The 17342-nt window shown below is 70.8% G+C and carries 11 protein-coding genes; 4 read left to right on the top strand and 7 right to left on the bottom strand.

The features are described 5' to 3' along the window. The first annotated feature begins 23 nt into the window (after positions 1–23). A complete protein-coding gene (gene hutI, locus FDA94_RS11200; RefSeq protein WP_137246989.1) occupies positions 24–1232 on the top strand; it encodes an imidazolonepropionase in 1209 nt (402 codons plus the stop codon). Beyond that, positions 1233–2072: a DegV family protein gene (locus FDA94_RS11195; protein ID WP_137246988.1), complete on the top strand. Its 840-nt coding sequence runs from the start codon at positions 1233–1235 to the stop codon at positions 2070–2072. Between the two features lie 83 nt (positions 2073–2155). Here FDA94_RS11195 and holA read toward each other — a convergent pair whose 3' ends face one another. The 3 genes from holA to FDA94_RS11180 form a co-directional block, all read right to left on the bottom strand. Continuing rightward, a complete protein-coding gene (holA, locus tag FDA94_RS11190) occupies positions 2156–3121 on the bottom strand; it encodes a DNA polymerase III subunit delta (RefSeq protein WP_137246987.1) in 966 nt (321 codons plus the stop codon). Between the two features lie 17 nt (positions 3122–3138). Further along, the gene (locus tag FDA94_RS11185; RefSeq protein WP_246059750.1) at positions 3139–5469 is read right to left on the bottom strand and encodes a ComEC/Rec2 family competence protein; all 2331 of its coding nucleotides are present in this window, start codon (positions 5467–5469) and stop codon (positions 3139–3141) included. Between the two features lie 405 nt (positions 5470–5874). After that, positions 5875–6483 (bottom strand): ComEA family DNA-binding protein, encoded by a 609-nt coding sequence (locus FDA94_RS11180; RefSeq protein ID WP_212735274.1) that lies wholly within the window; start codon positions 6481–6483, stop codon positions 5875–5877. 1317 nt (positions 6484–7800) lie between these two features. On the opposite strand from FDA94_RS11180, the gene FDA94_RS11175 reads away from it, so the two are divergent. Together FDA94_RS11175 and FDA94_RS11170 are read left to right on the top strand one after the other, a co-directional pair. Further along, entirely contained in the window at positions 7801–8352 is a 552-nt protein-coding gene (locus FDA94_RS11175; protein WP_137246985.1) for a cysteine hydrolase family protein, read from the top strand. A 755-nt stretch (positions 8353–9107) separates the two neighbouring features. Next, entirely contained in the window at positions 9108–9608 is a 501-nt protein-coding gene (locus FDA94_RS11170) for an HAD domain-containing protein (RefSeq protein WP_137246984.1), read from the top strand. Between the two features lie 117 nt (positions 9609–9725). Here the strand turns inward: FDA94_RS11170 and FDA94_RS11165 are convergent, their stop codons facing one another. Genes FDA94_RS11165 through FDA94_RS11150 form a run of 4 tightly spaced genes read right to left on the bottom strand, consistent with a single transcriptional unit; the run spans position 9726 to position 17220 of the window. Then, positions 9726–10412 (bottom strand): ABC transporter ATP-binding protein, encoded by a 687-nt coding sequence (locus FDA94_RS11165; protein WP_137246983.1) that lies wholly within the window; start codon positions 10410–10412, stop codon positions 9726–9728. After that, positions 10409–11332, bottom strand: coding sequence for an ABC transporter ATP-binding protein (locus tag FDA94_RS11160; protein ID WP_137246982.1), 924 nt, complete (start codon positions 11330–11332; stop codon positions 10409–10411). The genes FDA94_RS11165 and FDA94_RS11160 overlap by 4 nt, the downstream gene beginning before the upstream one ends. Beyond that, on the bottom strand, positions 11329–13995 hold the full coding sequence (locus FDA94_RS11155) for an ABC transporter permease family protein (RefSeq protein WP_137246981.1): 2667 nt from the start codon (positions 13993–13995) through the stop codon (positions 11329–11331). The genes FDA94_RS11160 and FDA94_RS11155 overlap by 4 nt, the downstream gene beginning before the upstream one ends. Next, the gene (locus FDA94_RS11150; protein ID WP_137246980.1) at positions 13996–17220 is read right to left on the bottom strand and encodes an FtsX-like permease family protein; all 3225 of its coding nucleotides are present in this window, start codon (positions 17218–17220) and stop codon (positions 13996–13998) included. It abuts the gene before it with no gap. Between the last annotated feature and the right edge of the window lie 122 nt (positions 17221–17342).

Genomic DNA, 17342 nt, shown 5'->3' with positions numbered 1-17342 from the left:
GCGTCCTCATTGGTGGTGGTCGGATGACCGTTAGGCTGCTCACGAACATCGGCCGCCTCTGGACCGGTCACGATGTCTGCAGCAACGCCTCGATTCTCGTCCACAACGACCGCATCGCCTGGGTCGGCCGCGCGGCCGACCTGCCGCAGTCGGTCCCCGGCGTCGTCGACGACATCACCGACGTCGACCACGTCGAGAACCTGGGCGGCGCCCTGGTGACCCCGGGCCTCATCGACGCCCACACCCATCCCGTGTACGCCGGCAACCGCTACGCGGAACTGGCGATGCGCTCGGGCGGCTCGACCGCCTCGGCCATCACCGCCGCGGGCGGCGGCATCGGCTCCACCGTCACCGTGACGCGCGGCACCGACCCCTGGACGCTGTGCAACGGCGTTCGCGAACGCCTGCGCGAGTGGCTCCTCAGCGGCACCACGACCGTCGAGGCGAAGACGGGCTACCACCTGACGCGCGACGGCGAACTCGCCGACGTGCGCCTTCTCCGTGAACTGGAGAAGGAGCCGATGATGCCGCGCGTCCACGTGACCTTCATGGCCGCCCACGTGGTCCCGCCGGAATACTTCGGCCGCCAGCGCGACTACGTCGAGGCCGTCGCCGCCTGGTGCGCCGACGCCGCGGCCGCCGGCGCCGACTCGGTCGACGTCTACTGCGACGACGGCCACTTCTCCGCCGAGGAGGCCCGCTGGGTGCTGGCCTCCGGCCGCAACGTCGGCCTGCTGCCCCGCGTCCACGCCGGCGCCTACTCCAAGCGCGGCGCGGTGCAGCTCGCCGCCGAGATGGGCTGCGCCTCCGCCGACCTGCTCCACCACGTGACCGACGAGGACATCGCCCTGATGGCCCGCTACGGCGTGCCCGCGGTCGTGTGCCCCGGCACCGCCCTCCAGCAGGGCCAGCTGCCGCCGGTCCGCCGCCTGCTCTCGCAGCACGTGCCCGTCGCCCTCGGCAGCGACCACAACCCCGGCCACTGCGGCATCACGTCGATGTCCCTGGTCATCAGCCTTGCCGTGGCGGCCTTCGGCATGAGCGTCGGCGACGCCCTCCGCGCCGCGACCCTGGGCGGCGCCCAGGTCCTCGGCGCCCCCGACCGGGGCATCCTGGCCCCCGGCCGCCTGGCCGACATCGTGCAGTGGGACGCCGACCACGAAGGCGCCTTCGCCTGGGCCTTCGGCCTGAAGCCCCGCCGCGTGTGGCGCGGCGGCACGCCCGTGCAGTAGATGACGGTCGCCGTCGTCACCGACTCGACCGCCTACCTCCCTCCCGACGAGGCGTCGCGGTACGGAATCACCGTCGTGCCGGTGACCGTGGTCGTCGGCGGCCGCGAGTTCCTGGACGGGTCCCAGATCTCCGCTGACACCGTTTCCGCGGCGTTGCGGGTGTCGTCCGCGGTGACGACGTCACGGCCGTCTCCTGAGCGATTCCTGGATGTTTACGAGGCTGCGGCGGCCGGTGGGGCCACCGGGGTGGTGTCTGTTCACCTGTCGGGGGCGATGTCGGGGACGGTGGAGGCGGCCCGGCTCGCGGCGCAGTCGGCCTCCATTCCGGTCGAGGTCGTCGACAGCCGGTCGGTGGGAATGGGGTTGGGGTTCGCCGTGGTCGCGGCCGGCGTTTCCTCTTCTCTGGGTGAGTCCCTTTCTTCTGTCGCGTCGGCTGCTCGGCGGTGTGCCGGGGGAACGTTTTCGTTCTTTTACGTGGACACGTTGGAGTATCTCCGGCGGAGTGGGCGTATCGGGGTCGCCGCCGGGCTTTTGGGGAGTGCGCTTTCTGTCAAACCGCTGCTGCATGTCAGCGGGGGGAGCGTGGCCCTGTTGGAAAAGGTGCGGACTGCTTCTCGGGCCCTTTCCCGGCTGGAGGATCTGGCTGTCGTGGCCGCGGGGGATGATGTCGTGAATGTGGGAGTGCAGCATTTGGGGGCGGCCGAACGGGCTGCGGGGCTGGTGGAGAGGTTGCGGGGGCGGGTGCCCAAGGTCGCGGCGGTCTGGGTGGGGGAGATCGGGGCGGCCATCGGGGTGCACACGGGGCCCGGGGTGGTGGGGGTCACGATCTCGCCGGCTTGAGAGTCCGGGCCTGAAGGGCTTCGTCTCGTGGCGGCGACGACATCGGGGCTCGGACTCTGGCCCAGCTTCGTCGGCGTGTCGGGTCAGCGGCCGTTTCGGCTGTGGACGATCGTCTGGATGGTGTTCTCCAGCGCGTAGGCCGCGTCGGTTCCGCCGCCCTTGACCTGTTCGTCGGCCGTCGCCACGGCCTGGATCGCGCGGGACAGGCCCTCGGGGCCCCAGCCGTTCAGCTGGCGGCGGGCGTTGCGGATCTTCCACGGGGGCATGCCCAGGCGTCCGGCGAGCTGGTTCTCGTTGGCGTTCCTCGGGGCGCCAGACACCTTCGCGAGGCTGCGGAGGCCGCCCGCCAGGGCGCTGACGATCAGGACGGGGGCCACACCGGTCGACAGGGCCCAGCGGAGTTGCTCCAGGGCTTCGGCGAGCTTGCCCTCGACCGCCATGTCGGCCACGTTGAAGCCGCTCACCTCGGCGCGGCCGCGGTGGTAGCGGGCCACGGCGGCCTCGCCGACGGTCTTCTCCTGGGTGTCGAACGCCAGCTGGCTGCAGGCCGCCGCCAGCTCGCGCAGGTCGCTGCCGACCGCGTCGAGCAGGGCGTGGGCGGCGGCGGGCGCGATCGTACGGCCGAGACCGCGGAACTCGTTGCGGATGAAGTCGATGCGTTCGCCCGCCTTGGTGAGCTTGGCGACCGTGACCACCTGCGCGCCGGCCTTCTTCACCCCGTCGACCAGGGCCTTGCCCTTCACCCCGCCCGGGTGGACGAGCACGAGGGTCACGTCGTCGGACGGATGGGCGGCGTACTTGACCGTCTCGGTGACGACGTCTTTCGTCAGGTCCTGGGCGTTGCGCACCACCACGACCGACCGGTCGCCGAACAGCGAGGGCGACATCAGCCGGGTCAGCTCGCCGGGCTCGACCTTCGCCCCGACGAGGTCGTGGACTTCGGCGGTGGGCTCCGCGGCGCGTACGGACGAGACCACCGACGCGACCGCCCGGTCGGCGAGCAGTTCCTCGTCACCCGACACGAGCGTCACCGGCGCGGCGTTCCCCATCCCGGCAGCATGCCACATCACGGCCCCCGCGCGACCACGGCCAGCGCGCCCTCCCTCGTCACGACCGCGATGTCGCCCTGTACGTCGGTGCGGTGGATCCGGGTGCCGAGCATGGTCAGCGTGGCGAGGGTCGAGCCGGCCGGGTGGCCGTAGTCGTTCCCCGCGCCCACGCTGATCAGGGCCAGCCGGGAACGCGCGGCGGCCAGGAAGGCGGGGTCCTGCCGCGCGCTCCCGTGGTGGGGGACCTTGAGGATGTCGGCCTGCGGGAGGGTGCGTACCAGAGCGGACTCCGCCTCGGTCTCCAGGTCACCCGCGAGCAGCGCGGAGGTGCCCGGCCACTTGGCGTGCAGCACCACACTGGCGTTGTTCAGCACCGACCCCTCGCCCGCGCCCTTGGAGGGCGCGTCGGGCGCGGGCGCGATGACGGTGAGAATGAGCTCGCCGAACCTCCAGGTGGTACCGGGCGTGACGACCCATTCGGGGATCCGCCGCGCGGCCAGCTCCGGACTGACGACCCGCTTCGGACTGACCACGACCGCCCCGACCCGCCGACCCCGTAACACCCCCGTGAGCCCGCCGGTGTGGTCGGCGTGCGGATGGGTCAGCACCAGCAGCGGCACCGCGTCGACGCCGAGGCGGTCGAGGCAGGCGTCGACGAGATCGGGCTCGGGCCCGGTGTCGACGACGATCCCCGTCCCGTCGCCGGCGCGCAGCACGATCGCATCGCCCTGCCCCACGTCGCACATCACCATGAGCCACCCGCCGGGCGGCCAACCGGACACCACCGGCCCCGCCACGAGCGTCGCGACCAGCACCCCGCCCGCGACGGCGACACTCACCCGCCTGGCACCGCGATGCCAGAGGGCGATCCCCATCGGCACGAGCAGCGCCACCCCCACCAGGCCGCCGGGCCAGCCAATGGTCGCGGCGGGTACGTCGGCCGCCCGGTCGGCGACCAGGACGATCCACCCGACGGCCAGCCCGGCGGGCCGGGTGACCAGCTGGGCGAGGTCCATGCTGATCGGAGCCGTGATCGCGGCGACGAACCCGATGATCGTGGCGGGGGCGACGGCCGGACCGGCGAACAGGTTGGCCGGGATGGCGACGAGCCCGATCTCTCCCGACATGAGCACCAGGATCGGCGTGACCGCGACCTGCGCCGCCGCCGGCACCGCGATCGCCTCGGCGCACCAGAGGGGCATCCGGGTGGCCATCCGATCCCGCCAGTACGGGGCCAGCAGGATGATTCCGGCGGTGGCGGAGACCGAGAGGGCGAACCCGTATTCTCTGGCCAGACCGGGGTTGAACAGCAGCAACAGCAGGACGGCGACCGAGAGGGCGGACACGCCGTCCTTCTGGCGGCCGGCGCCGAGGGCGAGCGCGGCGATCGTCCCCATGACGAGGGCCCGCAGCACACTCGGCGAGAACCGGGCGACGAACGCGAACGCGACCATGGCGGCGACGACGAGCACGGCCCGCCAGACGAGCGTGAACCCCACGGCCCGCGCGAGGAGCAGGACGGCGGTGCCGATGATGGCGAGGTTGGCGCCGCTCACGGCGGTCAGGTGGGAGAGGCCCGCGGTTTTGAAGTCGGCCTTGACGTCTTCGCCGAGGTTGGTGACGTCGCCCACCACCAGGCCGGGGAGCAGGCCGCGTTCGGCGGGGCCCAGGACGGAGCTGGCCTCTCTCAGTCCTGCTCTGACGGCGCCTGCGATGTCGTGTGGGTTCGATGGCGGGGTGAGGATCGCCGGGGCGCCTCGGGCCATGAAGACGGCTGCGAGCAGTTCTCCCGGTTCTGCTATGCCGAGACGGCCGGAGACTTTGACGTGGTGGCTGGGGAGGAGGGTGCGCCAGGTGTCGCCTCGGGCGAAGACGAGTACTGGGGCGTCGAGTTTGAGTCGATCGACCGCGACTATGCGGGCTTCGACGAAGACGAGGTCGCCCTTGACTCTGGGGTCGGCGGCGATGACGAGTTCGGCTGTGACGGTGGCGTTCTTTTTCGCCATATCCGTCAGCGGGCCTGAGGTGACGGCGTGGACTTTGACGCCGACCACTATCGAGACGGCGCATCCTGCGATGGCGACTGCTACGAGGATTCGCTTTCTGGAGACGGCGATCAGGGCGAAGATTCCGGCGGCGACGAAGGAGGCCCAGGCGGGGAGGCCGATGAGGAGGAGGGCGGCCAGGCACGCCGCTATGGCCGGGACTACGAGTTCGACGGAGTGGCCTTGCCAGACGTTGGCGGGTGGGGTGAGGATCTCGTCGTCTTTGGGGTGGTAGCGGTTGGTTCGTTGCTGGATTCGCGTCTTGAGCTTGTCTCGCAGGTGAAGGCCACTGCGTGGTTGCAACCGGCTGCTTATTTGAGGTCGACCTCTGGTGAGAACCGGTCGCGACGGGGAGGCCGTGGATCGCAGCCCGCGTATCCCGTAGAACCGGCGACTCACTGGGAACTCCCTTCATTGAGATCTGGCCCTACGGCTGACAAATGGCCGGACCCTCAGGCGGGATAGCGGGATGGGATGGCGGCCGCATCTCAGCCAACCTTGATTTGCGGGACCAGAGCAGGCGGCGAGTCATCCGCTCTCCGCCCACCCGCAGGAGGAGGCGCTTTGGCTCGCCATCCTTGCTGCACCTCGGGGTTGGATCCCACCACCGAGGCGAGTGGTACATCCCACCCGGCACAGTGCGGCTCCATTGTCCTCCCGCTCTGACGACTTGCTTGGCGTGCCTTAGTCGTACAAGAAGACTGGAAGTCACAGTGTGACCTGGTCTTTCAAATCGGCGAATTTGGCCTCGCCGATCCCCTCGACCTCGCGTAGCTGCTCGATGCTCTGAAATCCTCCGTTGGTGTCGCGGTATTCGACAATCCGCTGCGCCAGCACCTCTCCCACGCCGGGCAGCTGGTCGAGTTGGTCGACGGTGGCCGAATTGAGGCTGACCACCCCGGACTCCGCGACCGCAGGCGGGGGAGCGGCCGCCGCCGCGGGATCTCCCACCGCGATCTGCTCTCCATCGATCACCCGGCGGGCGAGGTTGAGCCCTCCCGGTTCGGCACCCTTCTTGAGCCCGCCCGCCGCCATGATCGCGTCGACCACGCGTGACCCCAGCGGTAGAGCGATCACACCTGGACGTTTCACCTTGCCCGTCACGTAGACCGTCACCTCGGCAGCGGCGGCCGACCGTACAGGACTGGGCGCCACCGATGCCCCGGCCACGGGGGCGGGCGGCGCAAGCGGTTCCTCGCGCGGACGCGTCCAGATCGCGATGGCCACGGCGACCAGAGCCGCCACGATCCCCACCAGGATCAGCCCTTTGATTCCTCGACGCCCCGGATCGAGCGGTCCGTTGAGCTCGTCGGCCAATTCGTTCTCGTCGAGAAGCGGCCATCTCGGCAAGGGCGGCGCCTTCCCGAAGGAGGGCGGTATCCCGCCGGGTGACATGGGAGCGCCAAGCTGGGAATCAGACTCGGCCAGGTAGGAGTCACGCCCTCTGGGGCGCGCCGGCCTTGTGGGTCGGGAATCCGAATGCACCGGATACTTCGGCTGCGACTGCTCGGGCCTGAACGCAGGGGGATCGTCGAGCCGGTTGGGCGGGGTGTCACGCAAGGAAGGCGCGCGGTTCTGCGGACTCGGTGATGGCTCGGCCTGGTAAGGGTCATCTCCTCTCGCCGGTCGGGAACCCGACTGCACCAGGTACTGCGGCTGTGGCTGAGCGGCCGTGAACGAATGTGAATCGTCGGTCTGGTCGAGCGGAGCGCCGAAAGACGAAGAAGGCACACCGTTCTGAAGCTCCGGCGGCGGTTCGGCCTGATAGGGGTCACGCCCTCTGGGGCCCACCGGCCCCGTCGGTCGGGAACCCGGCTGCACCGGATAGTTCTGTTGAGGCTGAACGGCCCCGAATGAAGGCGGCGGCCGATCGACGATCTGATTGAGACGCGCCTGCGCCACCGCTTGGCGACTTTCCCGCTCCCTGCTACGCACTCGGAGAAGGTAAAGCTTTACGAGATGATCCCGCCGACCCAGAGCGCGATTCTGTGGATAACTCGCAGAGAACAAAAGCCGGAATATCGAGCAATCTGGACCTTTCCCTCCAGTTTTCCCCAGCTGTGATTCCACACTCGAATCATCAAAACCCCTCGGTGGCCACGCGCGAGCTCCATCCGCCCCGGCGCATACATGCCGTGGTCAGTCGCGCGGCCCGAGCCATGCCGAACCGACAAGGGACCTTCACGCAGGGGCTCAGCTTTGGCCTACCAATCTGAGCTCAGACTCCAACCCGGCCAACTCGAGCCGACGGAGGCCACATCCCAGTCCGAACTCAGGTCCAAGCTCAGTTCGGCTCAAAGTTCGTCGGCTCAGGTCGAGTCGGCTCAGGGCGGCTCAGTCGGGTCAGCTCTGGTTGGCTCAGCCAGGGTCCGAGATCAGGTCGGCTCAGTCCGGGTCCGGGTCCGGATTCAGGTCAGCTCATGTCCGAGCTCAGGGTGGTTGCCGGCGTGTTCGGCACGCGGCCCCATAACATCCGGCCAATCGCACGAGAGATCAGGCCGCATCGGATTTTGTCGGTGGCCCGTCCTAGTGTGTACGCGCACGAAGCCGACAGTGAAAGCCCCTCGCCAGACACCGACGGCCCAACCCCTACCGTGTGCGCACCACCGTGGGTACGGAGCACCAGGAGGTCCCATGACGACCCTGCCCAACCGTCCGAACACCGCACTGCTCGTCATCGACGTGCAGAACGGCGTAGTCGAGGGCGCACTCCGCCGCGACGAGGTGGTCGCCAACATCAACACCCTCATCGGCAAGGCACGCGCGGAGCAGATCCCGGTCGTCTGGGTCCAGCACTCCGACGACGGCCTCAAATACGGCAGCGAGAACTGGCAGTACGTCCCCGAACTGACCCGGGAAGACCCCGAGCCCCTGGTCCACAAGCTCTACGGCGACTCGTTCGAGGACACCGACCTCGACGCCCTGCTCGGCGAGCGCGGTGTAGGCCGTCTGATCGTCACGGGCGCCCAAACCGACGCGTGCATCCGCTCGACTCTGCACGGTGCCTTCACCCGCGGCTACGACGTCACCCTCGTCGGCGACGCCCATACAACCGAAGACCTCACCGCTTACGGCGCCCCACCGGTCGACCAGGTCATCGCTCACACGAACCTGTACTGGAAGTTCCAGACCGCCCCCGGCCGCGAAGCGACCGTCGTAGACACCAGCGACGTCACCTTCGCATAGGCAGGGGGAGCCGCCCGGCCCAGAGCGATGTCCGGAGCGTCACAACCCGACGGTGGCGCTTCGGGGTCGAGGTACCCGCCGGCTGAATCGGAAGGGCTCCCAGTACGCGCGGCGAGGCTCTGGTCTCGTGCGCCACCGTGGGACGCTCGGTCGACAGCCAGGGAGCCGGTCCCGTGGCCGTCGGTGACGACCTTGTACACGACCGACGGGGAGGACGTCACCCTGCTCCCGGCCGGTTGAGACGGTGAAGACCGAGATGCTGTCCGACAGCTTCAGTGCGATCGCGGCCGGCGCCGGGAGATCTCCAGTCGGTCGTCACAGGTCGACTGCGCCTGCCGTCAAGCGGCGCGCGGCCAGGGGATCGACCGTGTCAGTCGGGTAGAGCCACGTGTGGCCTGGCCCATGACGCCGACCGGCCCGTGCCGAATGACCGAAGTGTGGTCGGTACGAAATTCCTTTGTTCTTCTCAATATGAGATAGACCTTTGAGTTGGGTCCACGAGCCTCACCCCCTGCTCGTCGGTGACGCATCTGCTTCACATAACGCGCTCGACTCCGGTGCAGCCGCGGTGCCCTCGCGACTCTTCGTTGATCTGGAGACGGCGATACTCCGGCACAGCTGGGATGGGGCCTGGCGTGATCGACATCCTTGATGCGCTCGCCCACCCCGGCGCCTGAGGCGCGGGCGCAGAGTGAGGGCGGTGGGTCGGTGGTCGAAAGGGCGGTGATGAGTCGGATCGCGCCTATGCTCCGGCAGTGCCCGATGATCTCCCGATCCTGTTCCTGGACGTCGACGGCCCGATCATCCCCTTCGGCGGTCACCACGTCACCCGGAACTCCCACGCGTCATCACGCGAGAACCCGTTGCTCGCCCGTGTCGACCCCACCCTCGGTTCCAAGCTCGCGGCGTTGCCCTGCGAGCTCGTCTGGGCGACCACCTGGGCCTCTCACGCCAACGACGTCATCGCGCCGATCCTCGGCCTGCCCGACCTGCCTTACGTCGACTGGCCAGACGCCGACGAGTGGGGCGAACTTCACTGGAAGACGCGCCACCTGGTGGAGTGGGCCGCAGGCCGCCCATTCATCTGGGCAGATGACGAACTGACGGACATCGACCGCCGCTGGGTGACCCGCCACCACCTCGCACCTGCCCTGCTTCACCAGGTGCGTCCCCAAGACGGCATGACAGACGCGGACTTCGACCTCATAAGCGCATGGCTCACACGCTGGGCTGAGATCCCTCGAAGACGCGAATGAGCAACCCAGGTTCAGGCGGCAGGCAGTTCCGCCGCCGGGCTGCGGCCGCATCCCCCCAACGAAATGACACGGCCTTCGAGTCACCGCATTCGCCAAGGTCAGCACCCGCAAAGGCGCTCAGACCGCAGACGGCTCCGCCTCCAAGAACACCCCGTCCCGCAGTTCCAGCACCCGATCCGCCAGCGTGATCAAACTAGGGTCATGCGTAGCCACCACCGCCGTGACCCCCTCACTCCGCACCAGCGCCCGCAACAGCTGCATGATCTGCCGAGCCGTCTGCGAGTCCAACTGCCCGGTTGGCTCATCGGCGATCAACAGTTTCGGCCGGTTGGCCAGTGACCGCGCGATCGCCACCCGCTGTTGCTGTCCGCCGGAGAGCTCGTAAGGCCGCTGGTTGGCATGCTGCTCCAACCCCACCAGAGCCAGCAACGCCTTCACCCGCTCGTCCCGCTCCGCAGGCGCCGTCCGGCTCAGCCGCATCGGCACCCCCACGTTCTCCGCAGCCGAGAGCACGGGGATCAGCCCGAACGACTGGAACACGAACCCGATCACGTCCCGCCGCAGCTCCAGCAGTCCGGCCTCGGGAAGGGCCGTGACCTCCTTCCCATCCACGAAGACCCGTCCTTCGGTAGGCACGTCCAGGCCGCCGAGCAGGTTGAGAAGGGTCGTCTTGCCCGACCCCGACCGCCCCCGTACGGCGATCAGTTCGCCGGGGAAAGCGGTGAAGGACACCCCGCGCAGCGCCTCGACCCCACGCGGATAGACCTTCCGCAGACCTTCCACCACGACAAGCGGTGAGCTCATTCGCCGTTCTCCTCACCAGCGCCGGCCGGCCACACTCCGATGTGGTCGCGTTCGAGTTCGAGCCGTACGCGCCGTTCCATCTCCAGCGCGTTCATGAAGTCACGGGGGAGCTGCAGGCGCCCGACCCGGTCGAGCACCGCGTACTCCTCGGCGATCACGTCGCCGTCTTCGGAGGTGCGCCGCAGGGTCTCGCTGGAGGTGCGGCCGTCGCGGATGCCGACGGTGCGGTCGACCTGCTCCGAGACCAGGGGGTCGTGCGTCACGATCACGGCCGTCACGCCGAGTTCGCGGTTGGCGCGGCGCAGCGCGCCGAAGACCTCTTCGGAGGTGTCGCTGTCGAGTTCGCCGGTCGGCTCGTCGGCGAGGATCACCTCGGGGTTGTTGGCCAGGGCGACGGCGATGGCCACGCGCTGCTGCTCGCCGCCCGACATCTGGCCCGGTCTGCGCGGGGCGCAGTCGGCGACGCCGAGGAGTTCGAGCAGGTCGTCGGCTCTGCCGGGGGTCGCCTTGCGGCCGGCCAGCTTCATCGGGAGCAGCACGTTCTCGCGGGCGGTCAGGTAGGGGAGCAGGTTGCGCGCCGTCTGCTGCCAGATGAAGCCGACCACTGAGCGGCGGTAGCGCAGGCGGTCTTTGGCCGTCATCGACAGCAGGTCCATGCCGGCGACCCGGGCCAGGCCGGCGGTCGGGACGTCCAGGCCCGACAGGACGTTCAGCAGGGTCGACTTGCCCGAGCCGGACGCGCCGACGATCGCGATCAGCTCGCCCTTCTCTATCAGCAGGTCGAGGCCCTGCAGGGCGACCACTTCCACACCCTCGGTCTTGTAGATGCGGACCAGGTTGTCGCACAGGATGTGGGCGTGCTCGCCGAACGCGGGTGCGCGCCGGGCCGCCTGGGCCTCCAGGTCGGACAGTGTGGTCATGAGGATTCCCCCACTCGGAGTGCGGTGGTGACGCGGCGGCCGGCGGTCGCGTGGGCGAAGGCGCCGAGGATCGAGACGGCGGTCAGGGCGGCCGCCAGCAGGGCGGGCGTGGTGAAGGTCACCGGGAAGTCGGTGACGGCCAGGCCGGCGAACGACGACAGGTCGAGGCCGGGGCCGACCACCAGGGGCAGCACCAGGCCGAGCGCGAGGCCGGCCACGGCGGTCAGGACGATCAGGGGCGCCACCTCCAGCACGGTCAGCGTGCGGGCCTGCTGCTGGGACAGGCCCAGCGTACGCAGGAACGACAGCGCCTTGGCGCGGTCGGCGGAGCCGATCACCAGGGCCACGATCACGGCGATCAGCGCGTAGGCGCCCATGGCCAGGGTGGCGACGGTGAAGGCGACCGTGATGGCGCCGGTCAGCGGGGTGTCCCGGATGTCGGCCAGCGCGGTCGTGTAGGTCTCGATCTCGGCGTCGGCCAGGCCCACCGTGCGTTCCAGGGTCGCCCGGTCGACGTCGCCGTCGACCAGCAGGATGTTCGTGTACGTCCGGAGCCCGGCCCGCTTGGGCCCGTCGAACGGCATCACGATCAGGTTCTCGCCCGGGAACGACAGTCCGGGCAGCTCGTCGAGCCGGCCCATGTTGCGGATCGTCATCCGGGTGTGCCACCCGACCTCGATCTCCTTGTACGGCACCAGCGTCGTCGACACCAGCGCCGGGACCCCGAGCCCGCGCGGCGGGTCGGGCACCGTCAGGGGCGAGCCGGCGACGAGTTCGCGGTAGTCCTTCAGGTCGATGGAGAGCACGGTGGCCCGCATGCCGCCGACGCCGACCTGGACGTTGCCCTTGCCCGCCCGCACCACCGAGGTGACCCCGGGCAGCGCCTCGACCTTGGCGACCACGTCCTCGGGGATCTCGGCGGCCCGCTCGATCCGGGCCTGCGCGCCGACGTCGCGCCACGCGGCCCGGCTCTGGGTGTCGCCGATCGCGCCCGACACCAGCGCCCCGAACACCGAGACGGCCAGCGCGGGCAGCAGGATCAGCACCGGCAGCGCCGCCCCGCCGCGCGACCGGGCGGCCAGCGTCAGGCCGAGGAACGAGACGGCCCCGGGACGCCGTCCGGCCAGCCGCGTGAACAGCTTCAACGGCAGCGGGTAGAGGCGCAGCGTCAGGATCCCGGCCGCCAGCGCCAGCCCGGCGGGCGCCAGGACGAGGAACGGGTCGGCCCCGAGCTCCTGCGCCTCGGTCGCCACTCCGCGCGTGCGCAGCAGGTAGGCGCCGCCCACTCCGAGCAGCACCACGAGGAACTCCAGGGCGATGCGGCGGGGCGAGGGACGTACCGACACGAGATCGGAACGGGTGTCCTTCAGGGGACGCCGGTGCGCCAGCGCGAGCCGGCCGGCCGCGAACAGCAGCGTCGTCAGGGCCACCACGACCGGGACGACGTGCGCGAGCGGGGTCGCCGGGCCGGGCACCAGGTACGACAGGCCGTAGCCGGCCAGCGCGGCGGGCAGCACCGCGAGCGCGACGACCGCCACCCCGGCCCGCACCACCTGGCCGAGGGAGGCGCCGCGGGCGCGTACCAGCGACAGGCCCGTGCGCATCCGCTCGGTGAGCAGCTGCACGGCCAGCGCCAGCACCCCGAGCGACACCACCGCGAGCCCGCCCAGCAGCAGGTAGAGCAGGGTCTCGGCGGTGCGCAGCACGACCAGGAAGTCGCCCAGCACCCGGTTGAGGCCGGTCCAGAGCTGGAACCGCAGCTCCAGCGGGTTGCCCATGCCGCCCGACAGGTCGCCCAGGAAGCGCTGGTAGTCGTCGACCTCGGTGATGATCGCCGGGGCGGTGGCCGCCTCGACGCGGCCTCGGTCGACGCCGTAGACCCACCAGTAGCTCACCTCGCGGCGCTCGTCGAGCCTGGTCAGGCCGTCGTCGCTGATCAGGCCGGCGGTCAGCCACTCGGTGTCGGTCGAGCCGGGGATGGGGCGCTCGACGATCCGGGTGACCTCGCCGTTGTGCTCCCAGTAGGGGTCGGCCGCGTCGGTGAGCTCGTACAGGCCGGTGACCTTGGCCACGACCGGGTAGCTGTTGCCGAGCACCAGGCTCTGGCCGACGTCGATGCCCATCTCGTCGACGACCTCGGCCAGGAGGCCGATCTCGATCACCGTCAGGTCTCTCAGGTCGGGCCGTCCGGGCAGCCGCGCCAGCGTCGACGACGCGCCCGGCGGCCGGCCCTTGACCCACTTCACCCGGGCGGTCGCGTCGGGCAGCCAGGCGAAGTCGACGTACTGGTTGGACCTTGAGGAGCCGCCGACGCGGCCGCTGACCGGGGTGCCGGTGGTCTTGGCGCTGTAGTGGGAGGTGCCCTGCCCGAGCGGCACGACGACCCTCCGCAGCTGCGGCGGCAGGCCCTGCGCGATCTCCTCGTACCGGTTCCGGAAGTCGGCCGGGTGATTGAGCAGCGCCTGGGGCACGATCGGCCGTCCGGTCACGGCGAGGTCGGTGACCTGCGCGGAGACGTCGCCGAGCATGCCGTGGACGGCGTCGTCGTAGGCCCGCTCGTAGCCCCGGGGCAGCGCCGCGAGCAGCAGCGACGCGGAGAGGCTCAGCAGCGCCAGCACCAGGGCCGTGCCCCGGTGCACCTTGACGAGCTGCCAGACGTTCACTCAGTCCTCCCCGATGCGCAGCGCGCGGCCGAGACCCTGGCGGCGGAGCGTGCGGGCCAGGCCCCCGACCACCGCGAACAGCAACAGCGCCACCGCCGCGAGCAGGGCGGCCGTGGCGCCCCACGGGATGTCCAGCAGCACCCCGGGCGTCACCGCCGTCGCCTGCCCGGTGAGCACGATGTGCGGCACGACGAGGGTGGCCACGGCGACGGCGAGAGCCGTACCGCCCAGCAGTGACAGCCCGATGATGAAGGTCTGCTCGACGGCGAGCAGCCCGAAGACCTGGTTGAAGCTCACCCCGAGCGCGCGCAGCAGCGCGAACTCGGTGGCGCGTTCGCGGGCCGCGACGGCCGCGTTGACGAGGAAGCCGAGGACCGCGAAGACCAGCGCCGCCGCGAAGCCCAGGATCAGCGCGCCCTGCAGGCCGCTGGCCAGCGGGTCGTCCTGGAGCTGGCGGGTCAGCGTGGCCCGCGACACGATCGTCTGGTCCCAGTCGAGGTGCCTGGTCATCTCCGCCTCGGCCCGCGGGCCGTCGGCGGCGAGCCACCACTCCGTGGCGGGATGCGGCGCGTACGCCCCCGCGAGGTCCCGCGCCTGGACGGTCTCCAGGTCGGCCAGCACGGCCGGCTGCTCGCCCTCGGTCCCGGGCATCGCGTCCAGGACGGCGATGGGCGTCACCGGGGTCGGCGTGCCGTCGATCGCCATGGTGGTCGTCTTGCCGATCACGAGCTTCGAACTGGCGGCCAGGTCGGCGGTGACCGCGACCGGCAGGGCCGTCGCAGAGGCCGGGCCGGGCAGCACCGCGATGTGCTCCGACTCGACCGGCACGTCGGCCGGGTGCGAGACCGGCCGCCCGGTCGTGAGCGTGAGGAACCCGCCGGGCGTGACCGAGGGCTTCTCGAGGTTCTGCCTGCCACGCTGCACGACCGTCCACGACGGAGCGGCCAGCGCGGCGCCGGCGTCGGTGGTGACCGCGTCGACGGCCACCGTGATCGGGCTGCCCTCGGGCGGGATCGGGACGTCGAGCAGCACGCCCTCGACCGCCAGCGGGTAGGCGATCGTGCCGGAGCGCCCGCCCAGAGACTTCAGGTCGGCCGTGATCCGGTGGGCGCGGCCGTCGGGGGTGAGCAGGCCGGTTCGGACCTCGGTCCGGGTGCCGAGACGGTCGCGGACGACCAGGCGCAGGAAGACGCCGCCGTACGCGTCCGCGCGGGCCGGGTCGCCGAGGGTGAGCCGGGTCCCGAGCGTCAGGGCGCCGGGCTCGCCCGGGACCGCGATCGAGGCCGGGTCGGGCCGGGCCGACGACAGCTCGCCCGCGAGTTCCGGCACGGTCATCGGGGTCAGGTCGGGGCGCAGGTGCAGCAGCCCGTCGAGGCGTTCGGCGTCGGCGGCCAGGAACACCGCGTCGTCGCCGCCGAGTTCGACCGCGCCCCGGTAGACGGGGCTCATCTCGGTGACGCCGGGCAGCGCGGCGTAGGCGCCCGCCCGGCCGAGCACGCCGAGTTCGGCGGCCGCGACGGGAGCGGCGACCCGCAGGTCGGCGGCGGCGATGTGGCGCGCCTGGTCCTCCTGGGACCCCCGCCAGGTCGCGGCCGTCGCGATCGACACCACGCCGATCGCGATGGCCATCGTGAGCAGCAGCACCGGGCCCGAGTAGCGCAGCGGGCGGCGGCTGACCTGCCAGGCGCCCAGCGCCGGCGCGAGACTGGACCTGCGGCTCGTCCACCGTTCGGCGATGCCCGAGACGATCGGGACGAGCCGCAGGCCCAGCATGCCCCCGCACAGAAGGGCCAGTGCCGGTCCCGTCACGATCAGCGGGTCGATGCCCAGACCGCCGCTCGTCGTGGAGGTGACCGGAGATCCGTACCGCTGGAGCTGCCAGACCGCGAGCGCAGCGACGACCAGCAGGACCAGGTCGCCGCCGGCGCGCTGGATGATGCCCTGCTTCTCGCCGCGCCCGCGGGCCGACTGTTCTTCGATGTACGTCCGCCGCGCCCCCCGCCACGCCGGCAGCGCCAGCAGGACGGCGCACGCGATCGCGACCCCCGCCGAGATGAGGAACGTCGACAGGTTCGGCGTGGGCGTCAGCCGCACCCCGGTGGCCCGCAGCCACGGCAGCGACCCGATCAGCGTCAGCACGGGTGGGGCCAGGAACGGCGCGACGATCGCGCACGGCAGCGCCACCAGCAGCGACTCGGCCCCCGCCAAGAGCCCCAGGCGCAGCGACCCGGCGCCGCGCGAGCGCAGCAGCGCGACCTCCATCCGCCGGTGGTCGGCCAGCAGCCGCGCCGTGAGCATCAGCGCGTACGCCGCCAGCACCAGCAGCTGCAGCACCGGCACCAGCATTGTCGAGCGGGCCACCAGCGCGGCCTGGTCGAGCTGGCCCAGCATCTCGGGCAGGTTGCTGACCGCCGCGCAGCCCGAGCACTCGCGCTTGACGTCGTCGTTGAGGGCGGCCACCGCGGCGGCGAACGGCCGCAGCTCCTCACGGGGGAGACTCCGCAGGTCGGGCACCGCGAACCAGGTCGCCGTCACGTTCGTCGCGAACCGCTGCACGAACGTCTCCGGCGTCACCATCAGCGGCCCGTTCGTCGTGTAGTTGCGGATCTCCGCGCCGCGCCGCAGCAGCTCGTCGCCGTTCCACCGGTCGCCGGCGGGGTCGGTCAGCCGGAAGACGCCGCTGACCCTGACGTTCACGGGCTTCTTGTCGAGCCGCCCCACGATGGTGAAGGTGGCGCCGCTGGTCAGGTCCATCTCCTGCGCGGCCGGCTGCGACAGCGCGACCTCGACGACCCCCGACGGCGAGGCCGCGGGCCAGGAGCCCTGGACGAGCTGCGCGTGCCGGTCGAGGTGCTCATAGGTCGCGAACCGGGTCAGCTCGGGCTGCTCCAGCTTCTCCTGGCCGGGCATCGCGTAGGAGTCCGACCGGATGCCGACCGTGACGTCGGCGGGCACGTCGCCGAAGGTCTTGTCGAGCTGCCCCCGGATGAGGGCGTCGCGCTGGGGGAAGGTCGTCGCGTCGACCGGCGCGGTGATCTTGGCCGAGGTGGTCCGGATCGGGGCCGTCTCCATGGTCCGGCGGACGCCGACCTCGGCGACGGTGACGGCGTACATGATCAGCGCCACGAGCGCCGTGGTGGCCAGCAGGATCGAACCGAACGCGGCGACGAGGAGGAGCGGCTGGCTGAGCGCGCGCCGCAGGACCAGCGGAATACGCCCCCGCATGTACCGACTCCCATCGTTTTTGCCGTTGTGCGGCACACGATAGGGGAGCGGGCAGTCCTGACGACCGGTCAGGGAAGACGGTGACCTAGCCGGTACGCTGCGGCGATGCCAATGTGATATCG

It is taken from the genome of Herbidospora galbida, from assembly GCF_005233835.1.
Classification (GTDB): Bacteria; Actinomycetota; Actinomycetes; order Streptosporangiales; family Streptosporangiaceae; genus Herbidospora; species Herbidospora galbida.
Note: the sequence above shows the minus strand (reverse complement) of the source record. Positions and strands in the feature narration are given on the sequence as shown.